The 23,760-nt window shown below is 64.1% G+C and carries 17 protein-coding genes; 10 read left to right on the top strand and 7 right to left on the bottom strand.

Annotated features, from left to right (window positions below; all coding sequences use genetic code 11):
• Positions 1 to 3: 3 nt before the first annotated feature.
• Entirely contained in the window at positions 4 to 837 is an 834-nt protein-coding gene (locus AC1RR3_RS17425; RefSeq protein WP_492824347.1) for an MlaD family protein, read from the bottom strand.
• Positions 838 to 980: 143 nt separating this feature from the next.
• Entirely contained in the window at positions 981 to 3,194 is a 2,214-nt protein-coding gene (locus AC1RR3_RS17420; protein WP_492824346.1) for an acetate--CoA ligase family protein, read from the bottom strand.
• Between AC1RR3_RS17420 and AC1RR3_RS17415 the strand changes: the two genes are divergently transcribed.
• Positions 3,114 to 5,033: a glycosyltransferase family 2 protein gene (locus tag AC1RR3_RS17415; RefSeq protein ID WP_492824345.1), complete on the top strand. Its 1,920-nt coding sequence runs from the start codon at positions 3,114 to 3,116 to the stop codon at positions 5,031 to 5,033. The genes AC1RR3_RS17420 and AC1RR3_RS17415 overlap by 81 nt on opposite strands.
• 11 nt (positions 5,034 to 5,044) lie before the next feature.
• Here the strand turns inward: AC1RR3_RS17415 and AC1RR3_RS17410 are convergent, their stop codons facing one another.
• From AC1RR3_RS17410 to AC1RR3_RS17400, 3 genes are all read right to left on the bottom strand, one after another.
• Positions 5,045 to 6,037 (bottom strand): glycosyltransferase family 2 protein, encoded by a 993-nt coding sequence (locus AC1RR3_RS17410; protein ID WP_492824344.1) that lies wholly within the window; start codon positions 6,035 to 6,037, stop codon positions 5,045 to 5,047.
• A 128-nt stretch (positions 6,038 to 6,165) separates the two neighbouring features.
• On the bottom strand, positions 6,166 to 6,735 hold the full coding sequence (locus AC1RR3_RS17405; protein WP_492824343.1) for a class GN sortase: 570 nt from the start codon (positions 6,733 to 6,735) through the stop codon (positions 6,166 to 6,168).
• Positions 6,736 to 6,906: 171 nt separating this feature from the next.
• A complete protein-coding gene (locus AC1RR3_RS17400; RefSeq protein ID WP_492824342.1) occupies positions 6,907 to 9,171 on the bottom strand; it encodes a marine proteobacterial sortase target protein in 2,265 nt (754 codons plus the stop codon).
• Positions 9,172 to 9,357: 186 nt separating this feature from the next.
• On the opposite strand from AC1RR3_RS17400, the gene AC1RR3_RS17395 reads away from it, so the two are divergent.
• Both AC1RR3_RS17395 and AC1RR3_RS17390 read left to right on the top strand, forming a co-directional pair.
• On the top strand, positions 9,358 to 10,119 hold the full coding sequence (locus AC1RR3_RS17395) for a helix-turn-helix transcriptional regulator (protein ID WP_492824341.1): 762 nt from the start codon (positions 9,358 to 9,360) through the stop codon (positions 10,117 to 10,119).
• A 55-nt stretch (positions 10,120 to 10,174) separates the two neighbouring features.
• A complete protein-coding gene (locus tag AC1RR3_RS17390) occupies positions 10,175 to 11,665 on the top strand; it encodes a glycosyltransferase family 2 protein (protein WP_492824340.1) in 1,491 nt (496 codons plus the stop codon).
• A gap of 50 nt (positions 11,666 to 11,715) precedes the next feature.
• On the opposite strand, the gene AC1RR3_RS17385 is transcribed toward AC1RR3_RS17390, so the two are convergent.
• A complete protein-coding gene (locus tag AC1RR3_RS17385; RefSeq protein ID WP_492824339.1) occupies positions 11,716 to 12,936 on the bottom strand; it encodes an ABC transporter substrate-binding protein in 1,221 nt (406 codons plus the stop codon).
• An 87-nt stretch (positions 12,937 to 13,023) separates the two neighbouring features.
• Positions 13,024 to 14,574 (bottom strand): acyl-CoA synthetase, encoded by a 1,551-nt coding sequence (locus tag AC1RR3_RS17380; protein ID WP_492824338.1) that lies wholly within the window; start codon positions 14,572 to 14,574, stop codon positions 13,024 to 13,026.
• A 267-nt stretch (positions 14,575 to 14,841) separates the two neighbouring features.
• Here AC1RR3_RS17380 and AC1RR3_RS17375 point away from each other — a divergent pair, with 267 nt between their 5' ends.
• The 7 genes from AC1RR3_RS17375 (at position 14,842) to AC1RR3_RS17345 (ending at position 23,750) form a co-directional block, all read left to right on the top strand.
• Complete coding sequence (locus AC1RR3_RS17375) at positions 14,842 to 15,978, top strand: acyl-CoA dehydrogenase family protein (protein WP_492824337.1); 1,137 nt, start codon at positions 14,842 to 14,844, stop codon at positions 15,976 to 15,978.
• Positions 15,979 to 16,101: 123 nt separating this feature from the next.
• Complete coding sequence (locus tag AC1RR3_RS17370) at positions 16,102 to 17,253, top strand: acyl-CoA dehydrogenase family protein (RefSeq protein WP_492824336.1); 1,152 nt, start codon at positions 16,102 to 16,104, stop codon at positions 17,251 to 17,253.
• A gap of 64 nt (positions 17,254 to 17,317) precedes the next feature.
• Positions 17,318 to 17,974: a glutathione S-transferase family protein gene (locus AC1RR3_RS17365; protein WP_492824335.1), complete on the top strand. Its 657-nt coding sequence runs from the start codon at positions 17,318 to 17,320 to the stop codon at positions 17,972 to 17,974.
• Between the two features lie 207 nt (positions 17,975 to 18,181).
• Positions 18,182 to 18,982: an AraC family transcriptional regulator gene (locus AC1RR3_RS17360; protein WP_492824334.1), complete on the top strand. Its 801-nt coding sequence runs from the start codon at positions 18,182 to 18,184 to the stop codon at positions 18,980 to 18,982.
• A 198-nt stretch (positions 18,983 to 19,180) separates the two neighbouring features.
• Entirely contained in the window at positions 19,181 to 20,047 is an 867-nt protein-coding gene (locus AC1RR3_RS17355; RefSeq protein ID WP_492824333.1) for a beta-keto acid cleavage family enzyme, read from the top strand.
• Between the two features lie 113 nt (positions 20,048 to 20,160).
• On the top strand, positions 20,161 to 21,777 hold the full coding sequence (locus tag AC1RR3_RS17350) for an acyl-CoA carboxylase subunit beta (RefSeq protein ID WP_492824332.1): 1,617 nt from the start codon (positions 20,161 to 20,163) through the stop codon (positions 21,775 to 21,777).
• On the top strand, positions 21,774 to 23,750 hold the full coding sequence (locus AC1RR3_RS17345) for an acetyl/propionyl/methylcrotonyl-CoA carboxylase subunit alpha (protein ID WP_492824331.1): 1,977 nt from the start codon (positions 21,774 to 21,776) through the stop codon (positions 23,748 to 23,750). Before AC1RR3_RS17350 ends, AC1RR3_RS17345 begins: the two co-directional genes overlap by 4 nt.
• Positions 23,751 to 23,760 lie beyond the last annotated feature (10 nt).

Here is a 23,760-nt window from a genome sequence, read left to right as displayed (position 1 = left end):
GCTCTACTGCTTCTTCTGCGTGGGCTTGCGCGGCGGGCGCGCGGCGGCGGCAGGCGAGGGGGGCGTGCCAGCCATCTTGTTCGCGGCCTCGCTGACGTCGAGCAGGCTGCGGCGGGTGTCCTCGAGGAAACCAGCGGATTTCTTCTTCATGGTGTCGGCGAGCTCGTGCAACCCCTTGATCTTCTCGAACAGCTCGTCGGCCTTGCCGTCGACGAAGCCTGGTACCACGCTCTCGATCTTGGTGACCGCCTTGTCGAAGCCTGCGAAGGCGCTGTCGACCTTGGCCATGACGGCATCGATCTCGCCGCCCTTGCTCCTGAGATCGGCGGTATACGTCTCGAATGTGCGCAGGCCCTCCTTGATCGCAGGAGCGTTGCTCACGATGGTGCGGTCGACGCTGTGCAGGGTATCGACGATGGATTCGACGTCGCTGAGATCGGCGGTGAGCACGGGAATGCCGTCCGAATCCAGCGGCACCGGCGGTGCGGAGGGCGCTCCGCCGATCAAGGAGACCGCGGCGACGCCGGTAAGGCCCTGGAATTCGATGCCTGCGACGGTATCCTTGCGGATCGGCGCGGAGTTGTCGAGCATGACCAGCGCCACGACCTTGCGGGGATTGTCCAGCTTGATCGACAGGATCTGACCGGCGAGCACGCCGTCGAAATTGACCGGCCCGCCGCGGCGCAGACCGCTGGCGGAACCGCCTTCGAACACGACACGCAACTGACTCCGGCTTTGGGCGGCGCGCCATTTCTGCACGCCGAGCAGGCCGCCGAACGCCACGGCGATCACCGCCAGCGTCGCCGTTCCGATCACCAGATTGCTCGCGCGTGCCATAAGGCGATTCTACGGCCAAAGCGGGGAAGTTGGAAGGAGCTGCAATGGTACGTAGGGGGGTAGCGAAGCGTAACCCGCCAAAGCCTCGTGCGTGCATGAACCGAATTGGCGGATTACGCTGCGATAATCCGCCCTATGCGACATCAATGTCCGGCGGCGCGTTTGGCGGCCGCATTGTTCAGCACGATCAGCGCGTCGACGGCCACACCCGTCCTGGTATTGATCAGGAACGGATTGATGTCGATCGAGGCGATCCGGTCGCCGGCATCGGCGATCAGGTTGGACAGGCCGACCAGAGCTTTCACCGTGGAAGCCTCGTGCAACGCCGGCTTGCCGCGATAGCCGCGCATCTTGATGCCGGCCTTGGTGCGGCCGATCAAGAGCCGCGCCTCGGCCTCGTCCAGCGGCGCGCCGGCGAGCGCGACGTCCTTCATCAGCTCGATATCGATGCCGCCGGTGCCGAACAGCACGACCGGGCCCATCTCGGCATCGAGCGAGGCGCCAACCACGAGCTCGAGATCGGCCTTGACCTGCTGCGCGATCAGGATGCCGTCGAGCTTCGGCTTGCCCTTCAGCTTCCCCACCCGCGCGGTGATGTCGGTGAATGCCTTCTTCACCTCGGCCGCGCTGTTGAGGTTCAGCACCACGCCGCCAATGTCGGATTTGTGCAGGATCTCGGCACTGACGAGTTTTGCCACGACGGGAAAGCCGATCTGCTTGGCGATCTTCGTCGCCTCGGCCGCCGTCTGGGCGATCGCTTCCTTCGAGGTCGGAATGCCATAGGCCTTCAGCAGCTTCTTCGAGGCGACTTCGTCGAGCGCGGTGCCGGTCGCCGATTTCAGTGCCTTCTCCAGCACAGCGCGTGCGGCCGGCTTCGAGCCCGAGACGATGTCGGGCACTTCCTTGCGCAGCTTCGCATAGGCGAGCAGCGACTTGATCGCGGTGACCGCACGGTCCATGCCCTGCATGACTGCGAGATTGGGGAGCGATTTGCGCAGGCCCTTGGTGAATTCGGTGAAGCCGATCGACATCGCGCTGATGTAGATCACGGGCTTTGAGACCTGGCTCGCCATCTCGTTGACCATGCGCAGGTTACGCTCGCGCTGCTCGTGCGGGGCCTTGGGCAGCTCGGCATCGATGATGACGATGTCGATGTCGGGATCGTCGATCATAAGCTTGATCGACTTCATATAGACGGACGGGTCGACGACCGCGGCAAAGCCGGCGTCGAGCGGATTGCCGACGATCGAGCCCGGCCCAAGCATCTTCGCAAGTTCAGAGCCGACGTGCGGGCTGAGCGGTGCAAAATTCAGGCCTTCGGCATAGAAGGCGTCGAGCAGCATGCCGCGCTTGCCGCCCGATAGCGTGACGGCGGCAAGCCGGTCGCCTTTGGGGACGGCAGAATGGACGAAGCATTCCGTGGTCTCGATCAATTCGTCGAGCCCGCCGACCCGAATCACTCCTTCGCGCGTGGCGATGGCATCGAACGTCTCGATCGAGCCCGCGAGCGCGCCGGTATGCGCCATCGCCGCGGCGCGGCCGCCCTCGGACGCGCCGAGCTTGAGCGCGATCACGGGCTTGCTCGCGGCACGCGCTGCCTTGCAGGCGTCACGGAACGCCTTGGTGTTGCGCACGCCTTCGAGGTAGACCACGATCACCTTGATGCTCGGATCTTCCGCAAAATAGCGCATCAGGTCGGGCGTCTCGAGCCCGGTCTCGTTGCCGGTCGTGACCATGTAGCCGACGCCGACCCCGCGATCCTCCAACGCCTGGCGGATCGCCATGACGATGGCGCCGGATTGTCCGGCGATCGCCACCGCGCCCTGCTCCATGGTGACGACACGGTCGTCGATGTTCGTGAAGAGCTTTTCGCCGGCGCTTAAGTTGCCGAGGCAATTCGGCCCTGTGACCGCAAGTCCCGTCTCGCGAACCGCCGCCTGCAATTCTCCGGCGAGCTTCTGGCTCTCGTCGTCCTGCAACTCGCTGAAGCCCGAGGTGACGATGGTCGCCGAACGCGCACCGGCCGCGGCGGCGTCACGGATCACCTGCACGGCGAAGCGCGCAGGCACCAGCACCAGAACGTGATCGGGCTTTTCCGGCAGGCTGGCAAAGTCCTTGTAGCACGGCACGCCCCAGATCGTCTCGCGCTTGGCGTTGACCGGATAGAGCCCGCCCTCGTAGCCGTATCTGACCAGGTTATTCCAAATGCGCTCGGCGTAGTTGCCGGGTTTGTCGGTCGCGCCCACCAGCACGATGTTGTGCGGGTGCAGCATGGCGTGGACGCCCTTGACGATGTCGCTGGCGTCGGGCGGTGGAGACCACGGACGCGGAGAAATGGCAGACACCTGAGCTTCCATGGCGCTTCCTCACCTTTTGTTCTTGTTGCAGCGCGCTGTCATGCGCCGGGTTCGCGCGGGACTGATCGTAACGGACTCCATGCCGCGAGGCGGAATGTGCGGTACTCCGCGATAAGGCTAGCATCACCAGACTTTTGGCGAAAGTGCGAACGATCCGGTGAAGTGCTAGGAATCCGCGCGATCGTTCTCCAAGTGGTGCTCATGCCGCTGCTCTCCGTTGTGGTGCCGAGTCTCAATCGTCCCGACACGCTTCGTCACGCGCTGGCAACCATGGTCTGCCAGCCCGCCGACGTGGACTGCGAGTTCGTCGTCCAGAACAATGGCGGCAATCGCGAGATTGCAGAGATCGTCGCGGGCCTGAAGGATGCGCGCTTTAAGCACTTTGCCAGCGACGCCGTCCTCACCATGACCGACAATTGGGAGACCGCGCTCGACCACGCCACGGGTGAGTACGTCACGTTCATCGGTGATGACGACGGCCTGATGCCCTATGCGTGCGCGACGGCCGCGGACATTCTCGTAGGTGGGAAGATCGATCTGCTGAGCTGGCGCGCGTACAGCTATTACTGGCCGAGCTACTACCATCCTGCGTTCCGCAATCGGGTGCTCGCCGAGATCGACCTCACCTCGTCGGTGAAGCTGAACTCGTCGCGTCGCGAGCTGGCACGCATCTTCGGCTTCCAGGCACACTATTCCTATCTGCCGATGATCTACAATTCGTTCGTCCGCCGCAGCGTCATCGACCGGATGCGTGCGATTGGCGGACGGTATTTCATCGGCCTTTCGCCGGATGTTGCATCCGGTATCGCCAACGCCGCGCTGACCGACAGCTTCGTCCGCCTGTCGCGGCCTTTGGGCATGGCCGGCATTTCGCAGCACAGCACCGGTCACGCGCTGTTCTTCGAGACCATGGATCTTCTCGCGACGTCGCGGGGTGCTCGCGATTTCGGAGCCATCGACGGCGACCCCCGGCTTCCCGATCTCAACGCCCTCCAGCTCTTCATCGCCAAGGACATGCTCGTCCTCAAACGCCTGCTGCTGGCGGATGACGATCGCGTGCGCCTCGACTACCGGGCGCTGGCGCAGGCGCTTGCGACCGATATCAACAATCGTCCGCCCCTGTATGATCAGACCGTGCAGACCATCGGTGAGCTCGCGCGCACGCATGGCTTCGACGTCACCGACATCATCATTCCTGCACGCCTTGCCGATCGTCCGCTGCCTGGCCATGGCGTCCGCGCAACCGGACTGAACCGCGTCGCCTACGAGCTCGACGGCTCTGCGCTTGGGCTCGATTCGATCGCGGATGCGGTGCGCGTGCTGGCGCAATTCGTTCCGGATCAGCAGCCGTTCGATCCGGACGCACTGGAGGTTTCCGCATCCGCGCCTGTCCTGGGCGCAGATGAACTCGAGTTCGCACGTGACGGGGCCGGCGTCGCCGCCCTGATCGAGGGATGGAGCGAGCCGGAGGAATGGGGTACCTGGTCGGTTGCCCGGAATTGCGTGCTCCGCTTCGAGGTCCGCCCGGTTCCGTCGCGCCCGGTCGAGCTCGTCCTGGCGTGCCGGGCTTTCGTCTCCGAGAGAAATCCGCAACTGCGCGTCGTCTGCCGCGTCGGCAACGGAGCGCTCCAGCAACTGAGTTTTTCGATGGATGCGTTCGCGGGCCTGCGCAGGTTGATGCTCGATCCTGCCGCTATCGCCGAGGACGGGACGTTGACCATCAGTCTCGCGCTATCCGATCCGCGCTCGCCCGCGGATCTGGCGTTGAGCTCCGACGTGCGGCCGCTCGGCATCGGCCTCGAACGGATCTGGCTCGCTTGCGGCGCCCGGGGCTGCTGACAACCGCCTGCTCAGTGACGCAGCAGGCTCAGCCGGTAGGCGTAGTGATAGGCCAATTGCTTTGTGAGATAGGGCGCGATGGCGCGGCGGATTTGCAGCTGTGTCGGATCGAAGCCGAGAACACGGCGCCGCAGGATGCCCATCTCCTTGACGCCGACCGCGTAGGTTGAGGCCGTCTTCTGGGCATCATGGATTCGGAAGCAGGCGAGGAATCGCGGCAGGCGTACGAACTTGAAGCCAGCCGCCTGCGCCCGCAAGATGAAGTCCCAGTCCATCGCATAGTGGAAACTCTCGTCGATCGGACCGATTCTGTCCCACACGCGCCGGCGCCAGAACATTGTCTCTTGCGGAATATAGTCGGCATATTGCAACGCCTTGCCGTCATGGGGCGGCAGCACCGCGCGTCCGACCTCGAGCCCATCGCGATCGACGAAGATGCGATGGCCGTAGACCACGTCGACGTCGGGATGGGACGCGAAGTAGTTGGCGACATAGGCCAGCGTCCCCGGTAGCAGCATGTCGTCGCTGTTCAGGTAAGCCATGATTTCGCTGTCGATGCCGGCGAAGCCGAGATTGATGGCGTTGGACTGCCCCGTGTCCGGCGCGCTCTTCCAGCTGATGCTGTCGCCATGCCTCTTCAACAGATCGATCGTGCCGTCGATCGAGGCGCCATCCTGTACATGATAATACAGGTTTGGATAGTTCTGGCTGACGATACTCTCGATCGTGGCGCCGAGATACTGCGCGTGATTGTAGCTGGGCGTGACCATCGCGATCCGCGGCGCATTTGCTGGCAGCGCCGGTGCGGGTGGGAGTGCGGTCAGGTTGAGCAGGCGCGGCGGGTATTGCTCGAATGTCCAGATCGGCGGCCGACGCCAGAGGCTTCGAAGCGACGAGCGTCGCTGTCCGGCGGCGATGAGATCCAGATTCCTTTCCAGGAGCGCGACCCGGTTTTCCAGCAGTTCCAACCGCTGTTCGAGACGCTGCCTGTACCCGTCGTCCATTACTGTTTGCCCTGAAAATTGCGGCGTCAAAAGATCAATCGGTCATTCTTATAGGTCTGCGGGCGGCGGCGCCAGTTCAGTGGACCGATTGATGCGGTTCCCCAGCCGTTTGACGTGACTGCGAACCGCTATTCATCGGTTCCGATCAGGGTGGCATGCAGGATGTAGCGCTCCGGGCCGGGCGTGACGGCGTCGAACGGCCAGCAGGTCGTGAGCACGAGCTCGGCATCTTGCGTTGCGGGATCGATGCCTGACTCATCGAAACGAACGACCGCGGAGGAATCCGCCCGATAGCGAAAGTGTTGGCCATCGGCGCGCGTGATCTCGATGACGTCACCAATGGCAACATTCCGCAAGAACCGGAAGTGTGTGTCGCGATGTGCGGCATATACGGCAACGCCGCGTTCGCCCGCATCAACCGTTTGGTTGAGATGGCCGGGTCCAAAAGCGAGCGCCTGGCCGCTGGTGCCGTCCAGCACGATGGCGCTGGCGCCGATCCGCTTCACCTCGATCCGGGCGACCGGCCAGGTATCGGCCCACGACCACGGCTTGACCGGCTGGCCCGTCGCCACGCTTCTGTCGAATGCGCGCTCCAGCAGCACCTGCGCGAGCCAGGCTTTGGCGTGGACGTAGGCGCCGTCGCCGAACAGGAGGAGGCCGACCAGGGCAAGTGCGAGAGGAGAGATGAGGCGGGGCATTGTTTCCATACCCATCATCGCGAGCGCAGCGAAGCAATCCAGAGTCTTTCCGCAGAGGCAGCCTGAATTGCTTCGCTGCGCTCGCAAGGACAACAAGAAGAAAAAGGCGCGCGCGGCCGTTTTGGGACGGGCAGCCGCGCGCGCTAACAGAGGAGTTCGGGGGCTCCTCTCTCAAACGGCGTCAGTGAGCAAGGGCTGACGCCGGTTGAACACGAACAGGATCAGGGCGAGTACGATCAGGATCAGACCTGCGATCATCTTCAGCTCGGCCGAGGTTGCGGTCTTGGGCAGGCGGATCGCATCGGGCGCCGCGGGCGTGGGCCGCCTTGCTGCCGGCTGGCTGCGCGCATCGGCATGACGCTCGCGGAGCTGCGCCGGAGCTTGCTGCGGCCGTTCGCCGAAGACTTTCTCGAAGTCCCAGCCCGCCGGCAGGTTGATCGGCAATTCGCTCAGCTTGAGCGACGCGCCTTCGGGACGGCTCGGCGTCTTGTCGACCGCGACGAGGCTGGTCAGTCGCGTGACGATCTGATGGTCGAGCGCCAGTGCCAGGATCGCCTTGTCGGAGTCTTCCGGCGTCATCTCGCGGAGGGTGCGCGCCACCTCGGCATCGCCGATCTTGCGCCTGGCCCACAGTTTTGACAGGCCCTTGCCTTCGGCGGCGTTTTGCAGCGGCAGCGTCACCGACCACGGGCGGTCGCCGACGCGTCCCTTGATTTCGAGCGAGCCCGCGAGCTTGTCGAGCTTCGCCGCCAGCACCAGCGGTTCGTCACGATAGACGTCGGGAATGACCGCAGGCGTGACGTCGGCCTTGGCTTCGGAGAATTTTGCGCTGAGGCCCGTCACGGCGGGGTTCTCCAGCTTGGCGAACAGGCCGCGCATGCGCTCCTCGACCTGCTCGACCGAGCCGATATGGGTGAAGGCGCCGCGGCCGAGTTCGGCGGCGCGCGTCATCAGATAGGTGTTGGGCGCAGAGCCGATGCCGACCATGAAGACGCGCGAGCGGCCGCGCATTGCGGTGATGGTCTCGAACAATTGCTGCTCGTTGCCGATCGCACCGTCGGTCAGGAACACGACCTGACGGACCATGTTGGTGTCGCCGAGCTTGTCGGTCAGCGCGGCGCGCATCGCCGGCACCATCTCGGTGCCGCCGCGCGCCTGCAATCCATTCACGAAACCGAGTGCTTCGCCGAGATGCGCGGGGTCGGCCGGCACGGAAGTCGAGAACAGCACGTCCATGGTGTCGTCGAAACGGATCACGTTGAAGCGGTCATTAGGTTGGAGGCGGCCGAGCGCGTAAAGCAGACTCGCCTTGGCCTGCACGATGGAGGTACCGCCCATCGAACCGGAATTGTCGATCACGAACACGACTTCGCGCGGCAGCGGCTTCTGCGTCGCCTGCTCGGCGCTCGGCGGCGTGACGAAGGCGAGCAGATAATCGGCATCGCCGATATGCTCCCGGAACAGGCCGACCGACGGCGCCTTCTCGGCGGCCGGCTTCCAGGTCAGCTCGAAATCACGGTCGGCTGGCACGGCACCGTCGGCAAGCGTGATGACACGCGTGGTGTTATCGGGGCTTTCCGTCTTGACGTTGTGATGGTGGCTCTTGACCTCACCGAGCGCAAAACCGGCCTTCAGGCGCACCGTGATGCTGGTCGGATTGACCGGCGCATTCTTGGCGGGATTCAGCACCGGCGGCGAGATGTGGTCGCGATCTGGCACCGGGTTCGAATTCGTCGCGCCCCAGCCCGAGCCGTCCTGGCGGAAGTCGACGCTCTGCACGATCGGCGCGGGATTGTAGCGCGGAGCGACCACCAGCGGCAGGCGTAGCGAATATTCATTGCCGCTCTGATGCACCGGCTCCTGATATTCGATCTGCACCAGCACGGTTTCGCCGGGACCGATATTGGCGACCGAATTGGTGAAGATGTTGGGCCGCTCCTGCTCGGTCAGCGCGGCCTTCTGGCCGTCGCGTCGTGCCTGCTCGTAGATCACGCGGGCCTGCTGGCGCTCCTTGATGTCGCCGACGATGACGCGGTCGCCAACCACCATCTTCAACGTATCGACGGCGCCGTTGGTCGCGAGCGGATAGACATAGGTGGCTTCGACCCAGTCCTTGGTCGGGTTGCGGAACACTTGCGTGACGCGGGCGCGCAGCGTCGGGCCTGATACCGTGATGTCGATATCGGTGCCGAGCCGGATCGCTTCGGTAGTGGCGCCGTCTTCCTTCAGCAGGAGGCTGCCGGATTTGGCGTCGCCGGGCTGGAGCAGGCCGGCCTGCTCGGTCGTCGCCGACCAACTCGTACCGAAGCTGACCAGCAGGGCGACGAGGGAGACCAGCATCACCGCGATGCCCTGCGCCAGAAGAAACAATCCGATCTTGATCAGCCGGCTCAGGATCGGGTGTTCGTCGCTGTCGGCTGTGTCGTAGGTATCCATTTGGCCTGCTCCCGAAGCATGTTTGCTGGCCCTCAGCATTCGCCGGGAGGGCCTGATTTCGCGAGCAGAATGATCGGCAATGTTCCGCCGCGGCTGGCCCGGGCGGGCCACGGCCGGGCGGCCATGTGCGGTTTTGTGCTGGTTTGTCCGTCCTGCTAGACTGCTGCTTCCAGGGCAGGGTTGACGATGCAGACGCAGGACGACAAGCAGCTTTCGGACGAGCAGAGTCGCGAGATCGCCGAGACCATTCGCGAGGAACTCGCCAGGCGCCGGATCTCACGGCAGGCGCTGGCCGAGCAGGCCAAGCTCAGCCTGTCGACGCTGGAGAAGGTGCTCGGCGGTCGCCGGCCGTTCACGCTGGCGACGACGGTCCGGCTGGAGCAGGCGCTGGGCGTGTCCTTGCGCAAGAGCGTCGTCGTGGTGACGCCTCCGGCTGCAAACGATGTCGCGCCCGACAGCCTCGGCTCCTATTCGCATCGCGCGGTGACCTGGCTCGAGGACGTCTACATCACGCTGCGGCCGTCGTTCGGCGACAAGGACGCGATCTTCGCCTACCGCACCGAGATTGTCTGGGAACCGAAAGTTTCCTCACTGGTGTTCCGCGAGGGCGAGCGGACCGATGCGGCCTATGAGCACACCGGCGAGGTTGCGGTGCCGCATCAGTCCGGCTTCATCTACCTCGTCATCATCAAGCACGGTCAGCATCGCGTGATCACGGTGTCGCGGCCGACGGTGGCCGGCGAGATGTACGGCATCATCTCGACACTCCGCGCCGGCCCCGGCTCGCAGCTCACGCCGATCGCAGCACCGATCGCCTATGTGCCGGCGCGAAATATCGTCGACCCGTCCGTGGGCCGGATCACATCCGACCACGTCAATTACAAGCTATATCGGGATCATCTTCGCCGCACTGTCGACGAATCTTTCGCGTTGTTTCTGCCTGCCTAAGCCAAACGCCTGAGTCGGCGACCCCGCGCGATCATGTTGAGGAGTGATATCCGGCATGAGTCCCGACCCCATGTTCTCCGTGATCATTCCGCTCGAATATCATCGCGGGCAGTGGGAGCAGTCCTGGCTCGGCTGGATCTCGCAGACTGCGGACAAATCCCTCTACGAGATCATCCTGGTCGTGCCGCCCGACTTCACGGCGCGCGAGGAACTCAAGGCCCTCGCCGGCGGCGACGCCCGGATCGAATATGCCGGTATCGGGCACGACATCGGGCTCTGTGCATTTGGCGCGACCATCGCTCGCGGAAGATATCTGTTCTTCACGGAATCGCACTGCCGGCCTGAGCCCGATGTGATCGCTCTCTGTGTGGGCGCGATCGATGCGCATCCGGATTGGGCGGGGTTTTCGTGCCGATCGATCCCGATCTGCCACAACCGCCTGTCGGTCGCAGAGGCGGCGATGTACCAGGCGGACATCGAGTTCGGCATGACGCAGCATCCCTGGCGCAAGGTGCTCGATCAGTGCTTCGTGACGCGGCGCGACGTCTATTGGGAATGCGGCGGCTTGCGCGAGGAGCTTGGCCATTTCGCCGAATGGGTGCTCGCGGCCGCCTATCACGCCAGGGGCTATGCGATCGGCTATCTCGAAGAGGCACGCTTCCACCACTACTACGTAGGCCAAATCGACGAATTGAAGAAGTTCACGCTCGATTTCGTACAGGGTGAGATCCGCTATCTCAGCAAAGCGCGCGATGATCCCGGCAGCGAGTTGCTGGAAACACCCGTCGAATGGAGCGAGTGGGCCGGCTTTGACACCGTGCTCGTGCGCGCCGCGCTGAAGGTGTTTGTGCGCTACAGCCTTGCCGGCCGGGGCTGGAAGCAACCCGGCGAAAAGCTGCGTGCCTTCCTGCGCTGGGTTGTGCCGGCGATGTTCGGGGATCATCCCGCGCGTGCGGCAGCGCAGCTGACCGCCGTGCATGCGCGCGCTGTCCTGGCCTCGCTGACGGTGGTGGGGTCGAGCGAAGCCATCGCGCGTTGGATGAGGTGCTACATCGCGGCATTGATCCGGCTTCAGAGGCTTGACTGCATCCGTCGCAACCGTCGGAGCGGAGGGCTCGTTGCGAGGCCCCTCGGCAACCAGGTTCTTGCGCAGATCGGGTTCTATGCCGTGGAGTCGTCCGCCGGTCACACCTTCCGCTGGAGCGAGCCGCAGGCCGCCGTCCGCATCCAGGGAACTCCGGGCCGTAACATCGTCCGCATTCAAAGTCCCGCACTTCGCGCGCCGCTCGGCAGGATAGGCACGCATTTCTACCTTGATGGTGCGCCCGTCGACCCTGATACGATCGTGATCGGTTTCGATACCTACACGCTGAGTCTCGATCTACCGCCGACCGGTATCGCCACCCTTGCGTGGGCGTGCCCCGTGCTCAGAGGTGCCGGCGATTCGCGTCGTCTCGGTCTGTCCATCGTGGCGATCGATGTCGGCCAGGATATGCCGGAGGCCGAAAGCGCCGGAAGAGTGCCGTTGCTGGCTGAAAAAGAATAGCGGCCTTTCGGCCGCTATTCGATATCTTCGAACCAATCAGTTCAGTCGAGCTAGCCGCCGGTTTCGGCGCTGATGATGTCGCCAAACAGCTCCCACTGGCCCTTCTTGAACCGCCACATCTTGAGCTGCTCGATCGGTGCGAAGTCGGTAGATGAGGTGTTGATCTTGATCCCCGGGATCAGCGTATCAGGTACGAAGTCCTTCAGGCTGGCGGCCTGCTTCATCACGTTCTCTCGGGTCAGATTGTCGCCCGACTGCTTCAGCACCTGCACCATCGTCTGGGCTGCGGCATAGGCGTAGACCAGATTGGCGTCCGAAATGTTGGCGCCGGGCATGTACTTGTCGATGAAGGTCATGAACTTCTTCATGCCCTCGTCGTCCTTCCACTGCGGATCCGACGCATCCTTCAGATAGCCGGCCGACAGCACGCCTTCGGATGCTTCGAGACCGGCGGGCTTCATCACCGCGCCGATCGATACCGAGACATCGGTCATCAGATGCATCGGCTTCCACTCTAGCTCTGCGATCTTCTTGATGGCCTGCGCCGCGAATTTCGGGGTCGCGATGTTGACGAAGACATCGGCGCCGGTGCCCTTGAGCTTGACGATATGAGCGTCGATCGACGGCTCCGAGGTCTCGTAGCTCTCTTCGGCCACGATCAGCTTCGATGCCTTGTCACCGAACACGTCCTTGATGCCGGCGAGGTAGTCCTTGCCGAAATCGTCGTTGGCATAGAAGATCGCGACCTTCGCGTCCGGCTTCTCCTTCAGGATGTATTTTGCGAAGATCTGTGCCTCGACCCGGTAGCTCGGCTGGAAGCCCATGGTCCACGGAAAGTTCTTCGGGTCGTTCCACTTGCTGGCGCCAGTGGCGAGGAAGAGCTGCGGTACCTTCTTGGCGTTGTGATATTTCTGCACGGCGGTCTGGGTCGGTGTGCCCAGTGCGTTGAACACCAGGAAGACCTCGTCGCTCTCGATCAGCTTGCGGATCTGCTCCACGGTCTTCGGCGGCGAATAGCCGTCGTCATAGGAAATCCAGTTGATCTTGCGGCCGTTGATGCCGCCCTGGTCGTTGATCATCTTGAAATAGGCTTCCTCGGTCTTGCCGATCACGCCGTAGGCGGAGGCGGGACCGGAATAGGCCTCGACATTGCCGAGCTTGATCTCGGTGTCGGTGACGCCGGTGTCGTACGCCTTCTGCGCGTAGGCACCCTGGGTGGTGACCAACGTCAATGCCGTTGCTGCGGCAAGCAGGGGGAGTTTCTTGTTCATGAAAATTCCTTGGTGTTTCTTTGGGGTTTCTTCTGGGTTTGAGCAGGCACGTCAGAAACGAAGAAGCGCCCGCGAGGGGCGCTTTGATCAGGCGTTGGCAACTCTCTTGTCGATCTCGGAAGCCGCCGCGAATTCCTTGCGCAAGGTCGGCTTGTGGATCTTGCCGGTGGCGTTACGCGGCAGCGCATCGACGAAACGAATCTGGCACGGGCATTTGAAGCGCGCGAGATTGGCTGCGCAGTGCGCGAAGACATCCGCTTCGGTCAATCGCTGGCCTTGTTTGGTCGCGACGATGGCGAGGCCCACCTCGCCCCATTGGGCATCAGGGATGCCGATCACGGCGGCTTCCGCGATCGCGGTGAGCTGGTGCAGGACGTTCTCGACCTCGGCCGGATACACGTTCTCGCCGCCGGAGATGTACATGTCCTTCCAGCGGTCGACGATGTAGTAGAAACCTTCGTCGTCGACGCGGGTCGCATCGCCGGTGTGCAGCCAGCCGTCGGTAAAGGAACTCTTGTTCGCCTCCGGCCTGTTCCAGTAGCCCGGCGTGATGTTCGGTCCCTTCACCCAGAGCTCACCGAGCTCGCCGGTGTCGGCATCGCGGCCGTCGGGCCGCACGATGCGCACTTCCGTGTGCAGCACCGGCTTGCCGGCAGAGCCTGCTTTTCGCGCAGCATCCTCGCGATCCAGCACCAGCACGGCCGGCGAGGTCTCGGTCATGCCGTAGCCCTGCTGGAGTGCGACGCCGCGCGCCTCCCACACCTTCAGCAGCGGCACCGGCATCGGTGCGCCGCCGACACCGCCGACGATCAGCCGGGTCAGATCGGTCGTCGCGAAGGCCGGATGCTGCGCCATGAACTGGTAGATCGCGGGCACACCGAAGAACACGTTGATGCCCCGCGCGGGATCGTTGATCAGGCCGAGCGCCGTGCCGGGATCGAAGGCGCGCATGATCATCACGGTGCCGCCGGCATGCAGCACCGGGTTGGTGTAGCAATTCAGCCCGCCGGTGTGGAACAGCGGCAGCACGGTGAGCAGCACCGAGGATGGGCCGATGCAGGCGGGGCCACCGAGATTGACGCAATTCCAGAAGGTCATGCCGTGGGTGATGGTCGCGCCCTTTGGATGACCCGTCGTGCCCGACGTGTACATGATGGTCGAGACGTCATCGAGCGTGACCTCTTCCGCGCGGTCGAGCGGCTTTGCAGCCGCGATGCCGGCCTCATAGGTGCCGCCGGGGCCGAGCAGCAATCTGGTCGCTATGCCGCAGAGCTTTGCGACCGCAAGCGCCGTTTCGGTGAGATCGGTGTCGTGGATCATCACCTTCGGCGCACAATCGCCGGTGATGAACTGAAGCTCGGGAACGGTGAGGCGGGTGTTCAACGGCACGAAGATCGCACCTAGCCGCCCGCAGGCGAACTGCACCTCCAGCGTATCGGTCGTGTTCAGCGCCAGCACCGCGACGCGGTCGCCGCGCGAGACTTTCAGTGTGTGCCGCAGGAATGAAGCGAGGCGCGAGACGCGGGCGTCGAGTTGCGAATAGGTGAAGCGGCGTTCGCTCGCGAGGTCGATGACCGCAACCTTGCCTGGCGTGCGACGGCCATGATGGGCGATCCAGTCGTAGTAACGAACGGCCAAAAATCCCTCCCTCGGCGGTCTTGTGCCGCCCGCATTTTTATTGCCGTGCACCATGCCCGGCGTGGCCCCGGGAGGCCAGCCGGAGTTTTGTGCATCGACTTTTTTGTTTCGGAGTTGGCCTGCGAGGGACGAAAATCGTCTTGCGTTGAGTTGCTAGTCCATAGGTTGCCGCGGAGCGGTTCCCCCGGTCAGCCACTCTGCGCAAGTGAGCGGCAGATGTTCCGGCCATGGTGGGCAACACGAATCCGCCAACAGGGCGAAAGCGCAATGAAGAGCCCGTTCTATACCGCCGAGCACTACGCTTTCCGCGATGTGATGCGCCGCTTCGTCGAGAAGGAGATCACCCCGTTCGCCCATGACTGGGACGAGGCCGGCGAATTCCCGCGCGTGCTCTATCGCAAAGCGGCGGAGATCGGGCTGTTGGGGCTCGGATTCCCCGAGGAATATGGCGGGATCGCCGCCGATCAGTTCATGAAGATCGTCGCCAGCCAGGAGCTGGCGCAGGCAGGCGCCGGCGGCGTCAGCGCCAGCCTGATGAGCCACACCATCGGCTCGCCGCCGATCGCACGTGCGGCGCGACCGGAGGTCAAGGCGCGCGTGCTGCCGCAGGTGCTCTCCGGCGAAAAGATCTCCGCGCTTGCGATCACCGAGCCGGGCGGCGGCTCCGACGTCGCGGGCCTCCGCACCAAGGCGCGGCGCGACGGCGATCACTACGTTGTGAGCGGCGAGAAGACCTTCATCACCTCAGGCGTACGCGCCGACTATCTGACCGTTGCGGTGCGCACCGGCGGCGAGGGCGCCGGCGGCGTCAGCCTGCTCCTGATCGAGGGCGACACGCCCGGCCTGTCGCGCACCAAGCTGAAGAAGATGGGCTGGTGGGCCTCCGACACCGCGACGCTGCATTTCGACGACTGCCGCGTGCCGGCCGAAAACCTGATCGGCGAGGAAGGCCAGGGCTTCAAGATCATCATGCAGAACTTTAATAGCGAGCGGATGGGCATGGCCGCGGGCTGCACGGCCTTCGCCCGCGTCTGTCTCGATGAAGCCATCGCCTACGCCAGGGAGCGCAAGACCTTTGGCAAGCCGCTCGCCCAGCATCAGGTGATCCGCCACAAGATCGTCGACATGGCGCAGAAGGTCGCAGCGTCCCAGGCGATGCTGGAGATGCTGGCGTGGCGGCTGGAGCAGGGCGAGAGCCCGGTCGCGGAAATCTGCATGATGAAGAACCAGGCGACGCAGACCATGGCGTTCTGCGCCTCGGAGGCCGTGCAGATTTTCGGCGGCGCCGGCTTCATGCGCGGCATCAAGGCCGAGCGCATCTATCGCGAGGTCAAGGTCAACGCCATCGGCGGCGGCACCGAGGAGATCATGAAGGATCTGGCGTCAAGGCAGATGGGGTTGTGACCCACGCCGTCATTCCGGGGCGACGCGAAGCGTCGAGCCCGGAATCCATCGGGCCGCAGACACCTTAGAGGAATGGATTCCGGGTTCGCGCTTCGCGCGCCCCGGAATGACGAAGGGACAAAAATGCTATTCACCGCCGACCACGACGACATTCGCCGTTCCCTGCAAAAATTCATCGCGGGCGAGATCAACCCTCACGTCGATGACTGGGAGAAGGCCGACATCTTCCCGGCGCACGAGCTGTTCAAGAAGATGGGCAGCCTCGGCTTCCTCGGATTGAACAAGCCGGTGGAGTTCGGCGGCTCCGGCCTCGATTACTCCTATGCGCTGATGATGGCGGAGGAGCTCGGCGCCATCACCTGCGGCGGCGTACCGATGGCGATCGGGGTGCAGACCGACATGGCGACGCCGGCGCTGGCGCGGTTCGGCTCGGACGAGGTGCGGCGCGAGTTCCTGGCCCCCTCCATCTCCGGCGACTACGTCGCCTGTATCGGCGTCTCCGAGCCCGGAGCGGGCTCCGATGTCGCCTCGATCAAGACCAATGCGCGCGCCGATGGCGACGACTACGTCATCAATGGCGGCAAGATGTGGATCACCAACGGCACCCAGGCCGACTGGATCTGCCTGCTCGCCAACACCGGCGATGGGCCCGTTCACCGCAACAAGTCGCTGATCTGCGTGCCCATGAAGAGCAAGGGTGTCAACGTCGCGCGAAAGCTCGACAAGATGGGCATGCGATCGTCCGATACCGCGCAGATCTTCTTCGACAATGTCCGCGTGCCCAAGCGCAACCGGATCGGCGAAGAGGGCAAGGGCTTCACCTACCAGATGATCCAGTTCCAGGAGGAACGGCTCTGGGGCGCGGCCGCCTGCCTGAAGGCGCACGAATACATCATCGATCAGACCATCGAGTACACGCGCAACCGCAAGGCCTTCGGGAAGTCGATCCTCGACAACCAGGTCGTGCACTTCAAGCTTGCGGAAATGCAGACCGAGGTCGAGCTGCTGCGTGCGCTGATCTATCGCGCCGCCGAGCAATTGGTCGCCGGCGAAGACGTGACGAAGCTTGCGACCATGGCCAAGCTGAAAGCCGGCCGGCTCGGCCGCGAGCTCACCGACGCCTGCTTGCAATATTGGGGCGGAATGGGCTTTACCAACGAGACGCCGGTCAGCCGTGCCTATCGCGACAGCCGCCTGACCTCGATCGGCGGCGGCGCCGACGAGGTCATGCTGATGGTCCTGTGCAAGATGATGGGTACGCTGCCCAGAGCATGATCCGGAAAAGTGGAGGCCGGTTTTCCGAAAAGATCATGCTCAAGTAAAGTAAAGGAAACGCTTGATGATCACGCTCTATCACTGCGATGCCGCGCGCTCGTTCCGTCCGCTCTGGATGCTGGAGGAGATGGGGCTTCCTTACGAACTGAAGATGCTGCCGTTCCCGCCGCGCGTCTTCGCCAAGGAGTACCTCGCGCTCAATCCGTTGGGCACGATTCCCTTTTTGGTCGACGGCGAGACGAAGATGACCGAGTCCTCCGGCATCTGTCACTATCTCGGCATCAAGCACGGGCCGACGCCGTTGATGGTGGGGCCGGAAGATCCCGCCTATGGCGCGTTCCTGAACTGGCTGTATTTCAGCGACGCTACGTTAACCTTCCCGCAGACGCTGGTGCTCCGCTACACCCAGCTCGAGCCGGAGGAGCGCCGCAATCCGCAGGTCGCCACCGATTATGCAAAATGGTTTCTGGGAAGGCTGCGCGCCGTCGAGGCAGCGACCGCGAATGCCGAAACCTTGTGCGCCGGACGCTTCACCGCCGCTGACATCGTGATCGGCTACGCGCTTCGCCTTGCGGATAATATCGGCCTCGCCAAGGACTTTGGGCCAAATGTCGCAGCCTATTGGGCGCGCTTGCAGCAGCGCGATGGCTTCCAGCGCGCGGTTGCCGCGGAACAGAGGGTCGGCGTCGAGCAGAATGTTGCGCCGCGGGTGCGGGCGTAAGGGAGGCTGTCATTCCGGGGTGATGCGCAGCATCGAACCCGGAATCTCGCGCCGCAATCTCCAGGTTCCGGGTTCGGTCCCTACGGACCGCCCCGGAACGACAAAGCATGTTTCCATGACAGCGCTATCCCGTCGTGACAGCGCCCAAATTTCGGCTAAGGTGACCTCCGTCCGCAGCGGCCAGAGAGCCGCGCGAGGAGGATCCCAATGGAAGATAACGGTCGCGAATCCGACCATTTGATGCTGATCACGCCGGAGCGGGTCTTTTATGCCGGCCTGCTCGGCCGCCCCCGCAAGCGGACCCCGGGTTGCTGCCATGTCTATGTGGCGGTGAAGGGCAATCTGCACCTGACCATCGACGACGTCCTCGCCTCCGGCGAGCTGTTCGTTACCTTGCCGAACCAGCGGCATTCCATCGCCGGCGACTACCGCACTGCAATCAGCGTGACGCTCGAGCCCGAGAGCATGCCGGACGGCGTGATCGAGGCTTTGGCTGAGCGACTGACCGGCCCCGATCGGGCGATCTATGCCCGAAAGATCCTCGCCGCCTACGCGCTGCTGCGCCAGCGCCGCTACAACGACATCACCACTGCCGAATTCGACGAGATGTGCTTCGGCGAGGCGCTGCCGCGGCGCGTGCTCGACCCGCGTGTGATGCGTGCCGTCGCCCGCATCGGCCGCTTCACGGGCGAGCCGGTCACGGCCGATACGTGTGCGGCGGAAGCGGGGCTCTCCGCCTCACGCTTCCTGCACCTGTTCAAGGAGGAGACCGGCATCTCGTTCCGCTCCTTCCGGGCCTGGAAGCGCGCGCGGCATCTGCTGCACTTCGCCAACCAGGACCTCAACCTTGCCCATCTCGCGCAGGACATCGGCTATCCCGATTCCACGCACTTCAGCCACTCGATCCGCCGCTTCTACGGCCTGAAGCCGCGCGCGATCTTCGTCGGATCGCGGGATCTCGCGATCTATCGCAGCACCGAGACGGTGCGGCTTGCGGAAGCGAGCTAGCGCCGCTCTCGTAGGGTGGGTTAGCGCAGCGTAACCCACCTCTTTAGCCTCCGCGGTGACAGAAGTGGTGGGTTACGCCTTCGGCTAAACCCACCCTACGAATTCGTCGTTTTTTCCAGCTTCTCCGCGCAAGAAGCCGCATGCCACGCGTCACATGATCGCAAACGTTGAATTCTCAACGTGCGAGACATCAGTGGCATGAGCGACAAGGCCGTCATCACCTGCGCGCTGAACGGCGTGCTCACCGACCCGAAGCAGCACAACGTGCCCGTCACGCCCGAGCAGATGGCGCGCGAGGCCAGGGCTGCGTTCGATGCCGGCGCGTCCGTCATGCACATCCATCTGCGCCAGCAGGCGCCGGACAAGGGACACCTGCCGTCCTGGGAGGTTGCGGTCAGCAGGGAGATCCAACAGGCGATCCGCGGAGCCTGCCCCGGCGTGATCATCAACCACACCTCGGGCGTATCAGGGCCGAACTACAGTGGCGCGCTTGATTGCATCCGAGAGACGAAGCCCGAGATCGCGGCCTGCAACGCGGGCTCGCTGAATTACCTGAAGGTGAAGGCCGACAATAGCTGGGCCTGGCCGCCGATGATGTTCGACAACGCGGTCGAGAAAGTGAAGGACTATCTCGACGTCATGAACGCAGTCGGCACCATCCCTGAATTCGAATGCTTTGACGTCGGCATCGTGCGCTGCGTCGGCATGTACACCCAAGTCGGCATGTACAAGGGCCCGCTCGAATATAACTTCGTGATGGGCGTGGCGTCCGGCATGCCGTCTGATCCCGATCTGCTGCCGATCCTGATCAAGCTGAAGCGCCCCGAAGCGCATTTCCAGGTCACCGCCATCGGTCGCGAAGAAATCTGGCCGCTGCACCAGCGCTGCGCCGAGCTCGGCGGCCATCTGCGTACCGGCCTCGAGGACGCCTTCTATCTCGCCGACGGCAAGAAGGTGACGTCGAACGGCCAGCTCATCGAGGCCATCGCCGCCTGCGCCCGCCGCGCCGGCCGCGAGATCGCGAGCCCGGTCGAGGCGCGGAAGATCTTTGGGACCAATCGCTGAACGTAGCCCCAGCCGTCATTGCGAGCGAAGCGAAGCAATCCAGAGTGTATCCGCGGAAGCAGACTGGATTGCTTCGTCGCTTCGCTCCTCGCAATGACGGGTAGGATAGAGCCATGTCCATTCTCGAAAACACCATTTCCCCCGGCAGCCCCGCCTACCATGCCAACCGCGACGGCATGCTCGGCCTGATCGACCGGATGCGCGCGCTCGAAGAGCGCACGCGCGCCGCGTCGGCGGCGGCAAAGGACCGCTTCCACAAGCGCGGCCAGTTGCTGCCGCGCGAGCGCGTCGCGCTGGTGCTCGATCCCGGCGCGCCCTTCATCGAGCTGTCGACGCTCGCCGGCTACATGTTCGACGTGCCGGATGCGGCCAAGAGCGTGCCCGGCGGCGGCGTCATCGCCGGCATCGGTTTCGTCTCGGGCATCCGCTGTATGATCAGCGCCAACGATTCCGGCATCGATGCCGGTGCGCTCCAGCCTTTTGGCCTCGACAAGACGCTGCGGGTGCAGGAGCTCGCGCTGGAGAACAAGCTGCCTTATGTGCAGCTGGTCGAAAGCGCCGGCGCCAATCTCTTGCGCTACCGCGTCGAGGATTTTGTCCGCGGCGGCAACATCTTCCGCAATCTCGCGCGGCTCTCGGCTGCGGGCCTCCCGGTCGTCACCGTCACACACGGCTCGTCCACCGCGGGTGGCGCCTACCAGACCGGCCTGTCGGATTACATCGTCATGGTGCGCGGCCGCACCCGCGCCTTCCTCGCCGGGCCGCCGCTGCTGAAGGCTGCGACCGGCGAGATCGCGACCGAGGAAGAGCTCGGCGGTGCCGAGATGCACACGCAGGTCTCCGGCCTCGGCGACTATCTCGCCGAGGACGATCGCGATGCCTTGCGCATCGCGCGCGAGATCATGGCGGCGCTGGAATGGGAGCGGCCGGGCAGGGTGCCCACGCAATTCAAGCCGCCGCGCTACGATCAGGACGAGCTGCTCGGCATCATGCCGATGGACCACAAGCGTCCCGTCGACATGAAACAGGTGATCGCGCGCATCGTCGATGATTCCGACTTCACCGAGATGGCGCCGAACTATGGCCCTGCCACCGTCTGCGGCCATGCCCGCATCGAGGGCCAGGCGATCGGCATCATCACCAACAACGGTCCGCTCGATCCTGCCGGAGCCAACAAGGCGACGCATTTCATCCAGGCCTGCTGCCAGACCCGCACGCCGATCCTCTATCTCAACAACACGACCGGCTACATGGTCGGCAAAGCTTATGAAGAAGCCGGCATGATCAAGCACGGATCGAAGATGATCCAGGCGGTCACGTCGGCGACGGTGCCGCAGATCACCATCTATTGCGGCGCTTCGTTCGGCGCGGGCAATTACGGCATGTGCGGCCGCGGCTTCCATCCGCGCTTCTGCTTCTCCTGGCCGAACGCCAAGACCGCGGTAATGGGCGGCGAGCAGGCTGCCGAGACCATGGCCATCGTGACGGAAGCCGCCGCCGCGCGTCGCGGCAAGTCGGTCGAGAAGGACAAGCTCGATGCCATGAGGGCGCAGATCATCGGCGTGTTCGACGGCCAGATGGATGTGTTCTCGACCAGCGCCCGTGTGCTTGACGACGGCGTGATCGATCCGCGCGACACCCGTGCGGTCCTCTCCGAAGTGCTCGCGATCTGCCGCGAGGGCGACACGCGGACGCCCCAGCGCATGCAATTCTCGGTGGCTCGCCCATGAGGAACGGATCAGTGCAGCACCGCCCGTTCTTCAAGGTTTTGATCGCCAATCGCGGCGAGATCGCGCTGCGGGTGATGCGCAGCGCGCGGAAGCTCGGCCTCGGCGTCGTTGCGGTCTATTCGGATGCCGATCGCGATGCGCTCCATGTGCAGCAGGCCGATCAGGCCGTGCGCATCGGCGAAGCGCTCCCCGCGCAATCCTATCTCAATATACCCGCGATCATCGCTGCGGCCAAAGCGAGCGACGCGGATGCCGTGCATCCCGGCTATGGCTTCCTCGCCGAGAACGAAGATTTTGCGCAGGCCTGCAAGGATGCCGGTCTCGTCTTCATCGGCCCGTCGCCGCAGGCGATCGAGGCGATGGGCAACAAGGCCGGCGCCAAGGAGATCATGAGAAAGGCCGGCGTACCCTGCGTCCCCGGCTATCAGGGCGCCGATCAAAGTGATGAAGTGATGCTGGTGGAGGCCAAGAAGATCGGCTTCCCCGTGATGATCAAGGCGGTCGCCGGTGGCGGGGGACGCGGCATGCGGCTCGTGGTCGATGCGGCGTCATTTCCGGATGCGTTGCGCAGCGCGCGGTCGGAGGCGAAGGCGGCGTTCGGCGATGCCACCGTGATCCTCGAACGTGCGATCCAGAATCCGCGCCACATCGAGATCCAGGTGTTCGGCGACGGCCATGGCAACGCCATCCATCTCGGCGAGCGCGACTGCTCGGTGCAGCGGCGGCACCAGAAGCTGATCGAGGAGGCGCCGTCACCGGCGGTGACACCGGAGCTGCGTGCGAAAATGGGCGAGGTCGCGGTATCAGCGGTGAAGGCGTTGGGCTACGAGGGCGCCGGGACGCTGGAATTTTTGCTTGATGCGAGCGGCGCGTTCTACTTCATGGAGATGAACACGCGCCTGCAGGTCGAGCATCCCGTGACCGAGGCGATCACCGGGCTCGATCTCGTCGAGCTGCAGCTGCGCGTCGCGCGCGGCGAACCGCTGCCGGTGAAGCAGCAGGACATCCGCTTCCAGGGCCACGCCATCGAGGTCCGGCTGTGCTCGGAAGATGCCGCGCAGGATTTCATGCCGCAGTCCGGCCGCATGGCGCGCTGGCAGGTGCCGGAAGGCATCCGCGTCGAGCACGCGCTGCAATCGGGTACGGAGATCCCGCCGTTCTACGATTCCATGATCGCCAAGGTGATCAGCCATGGCGAGAGCCGCGAGGAGGCGAGGGGGCGGCTGATTGTTGACCTGGAGCAGCTCACGGCGTTTGGTGTGACCACCAACCAGGCGTTCCTGATGTCCTGCCTGCGTCACTCAGGTTTTGCCAAAGGCGAGGCGACGACGGCGTTCATCGGCGCGCATCGCGACGAGCTGCTGGCGTCGCGGGCGAACAGCGCATTCAGCGCCGCACTTGCGGGTCTGCTGCTGTACGTCATCAATCCGCAGGCGCCGTTGTGGCGCAACGGACGAAGCCTCGCGGCGACGTTCCCGCTGCCGGCAAAAATCGAGATCGCCGGCCACACGCTTGAACTCGAAGTCACACGCGAGCGCGATGGCAGCTACACCGTCGCCACCGACGGCCGTCAGGACAAGTTCGAAATCGACCAGCTCGATGCCGACGCCATCCGCTTCCGCCACGATGGCGTGATGGACAGCGCCAAATTCCTGCGCGACGGCGACCGGCTGTACGTCCAACACCGCGGTATCCCGCTTGCTGCCGCCGATCTCACCCTCGCCGCGCCAAAAGCTGCCGCAGCCAATGGCGGTGACGGCAAGGTGCGCGCCGCCATGAACGGCCGCGTCGTCGCCGTTCTGGTCAAGCCGGGCGACCGCGTCGCCGCCGGCCAGCCGGTGCTGACGCTGGAAGCGATGAAGATGGAGCACGTCCACAAGGCTGGTATCGACGGCGTCGTCGCTGCGATCGACGTCGCCGAGGGCGAGCAGGTGACCACGGGCAGGATCGTGGCCGAGATCGGGACGGCGTAGCGCCGCAAAC

This window comes from Bradyrhizobium sp. GW821-FHT13H05 (assembly GCF_058804065.1).
Note: the sequence above shows the minus strand (reverse complement) of the source record. Positions and strands in the feature narration are given on the sequence as shown.

Bases quoted from the DNA above. Each gene is read 5' to 3' on its own strand.
- AC1RR3_RS17425 (WP_492824347.1), bottom strand. From the start codon at position 837: ATGGCACGCGCGAGCAATCTGGTGATCGGAACGGCGACGCTGGCGGTG.
- AC1RR3_RS17420 (WP_492824346.1), bottom strand. From the start codon at position 3,194: ATGGAAGCTCAGGTGTCTGCCATTTCTCCGCGTCCGTGGTCTCCACCG.
- AC1RR3_RS17410 (WP_492824344.1), bottom strand. From the start codon at position 6,037: ATGGACGACGGGTACAGGCAGCGTCTCGAACAGCGGTTGGAACTGCTG.
- AC1RR3_RS17405 (WP_492824343.1), bottom strand. From the start codon at position 6,735: ATGCCCCGCCTCATCTCTCCTCTCGCACTTGCCCTGGTCGGCCTCCTC.
- AC1RR3_RS17400 (WP_492824342.1), bottom strand. From the start codon at position 9,171: ATGGATACCTACGACACAGCCGACAGCGACGAACACCCGATCCTGAGC.
- AC1RR3_RS17395 (WP_492824341.1), top strand. From the start codon at position 9,358: ATGCAGACGCAGGACGACAAGCAGCTTTCGGACGAGCAGAGTCGCGAG.
- AC1RR3_RS17390 (WP_492824340.1), top strand. From the start codon at position 10,175: ATGAGTCCCGACCCCATGTTCTCCGTGATCATTCCGCTCGAATATCAT.
- AC1RR3_RS17385 (WP_492824339.1), bottom strand. From the start codon at position 12,936: ATGAACAAGAAACTCCCCCTGCTTGCCGCAGCAACGGCATTGACGTTG.
- AC1RR3_RS17375 (WP_492824337.1), top strand. From the start codon at position 14,842: ATGAAGAGCCCGTTCTATACCGCCGAGCACTACGCTTTCCGCGATGTG.
- AC1RR3_RS17370 (WP_492824336.1), top strand. From the start codon at position 16,102: ATGCTATTCACCGCCGACCACGACGACATTCGCCGTTCCCTGCAAAAA.
- AC1RR3_RS17365 (WP_492824335.1), top strand. From the start codon at position 17,318: ATGATCACGCTCTATCACTGCGATGCCGCGCGCTCGTTCCGTCCGCTC.
- AC1RR3_RS17360 (WP_492824334.1), top strand. From the start codon at position 18,182: ATGGAAGATAACGGTCGCGAATCCGACCATTTGATGCTGATCACGCCG.
- AC1RR3_RS17355 (WP_492824333.1), top strand. From the start codon at position 19,181: ATGAGCGACAAGGCCGTCATCACCTGCGCGCTGAACGGCGTGCTCACC.
- AC1RR3_RS17350 (WP_492824332.1), top strand. From the start codon at position 20,161: ATGTCCATTCTCGAAAACACCATTTCCCCCGGCAGCCCCGCCTACCAT.
- AC1RR3_RS17345 (WP_492824331.1), top strand. From the start codon at position 21,774: ATGAGGAACGGATCAGTGCAGCACCGCCCGTTCTTCAAGGTTTTGATC.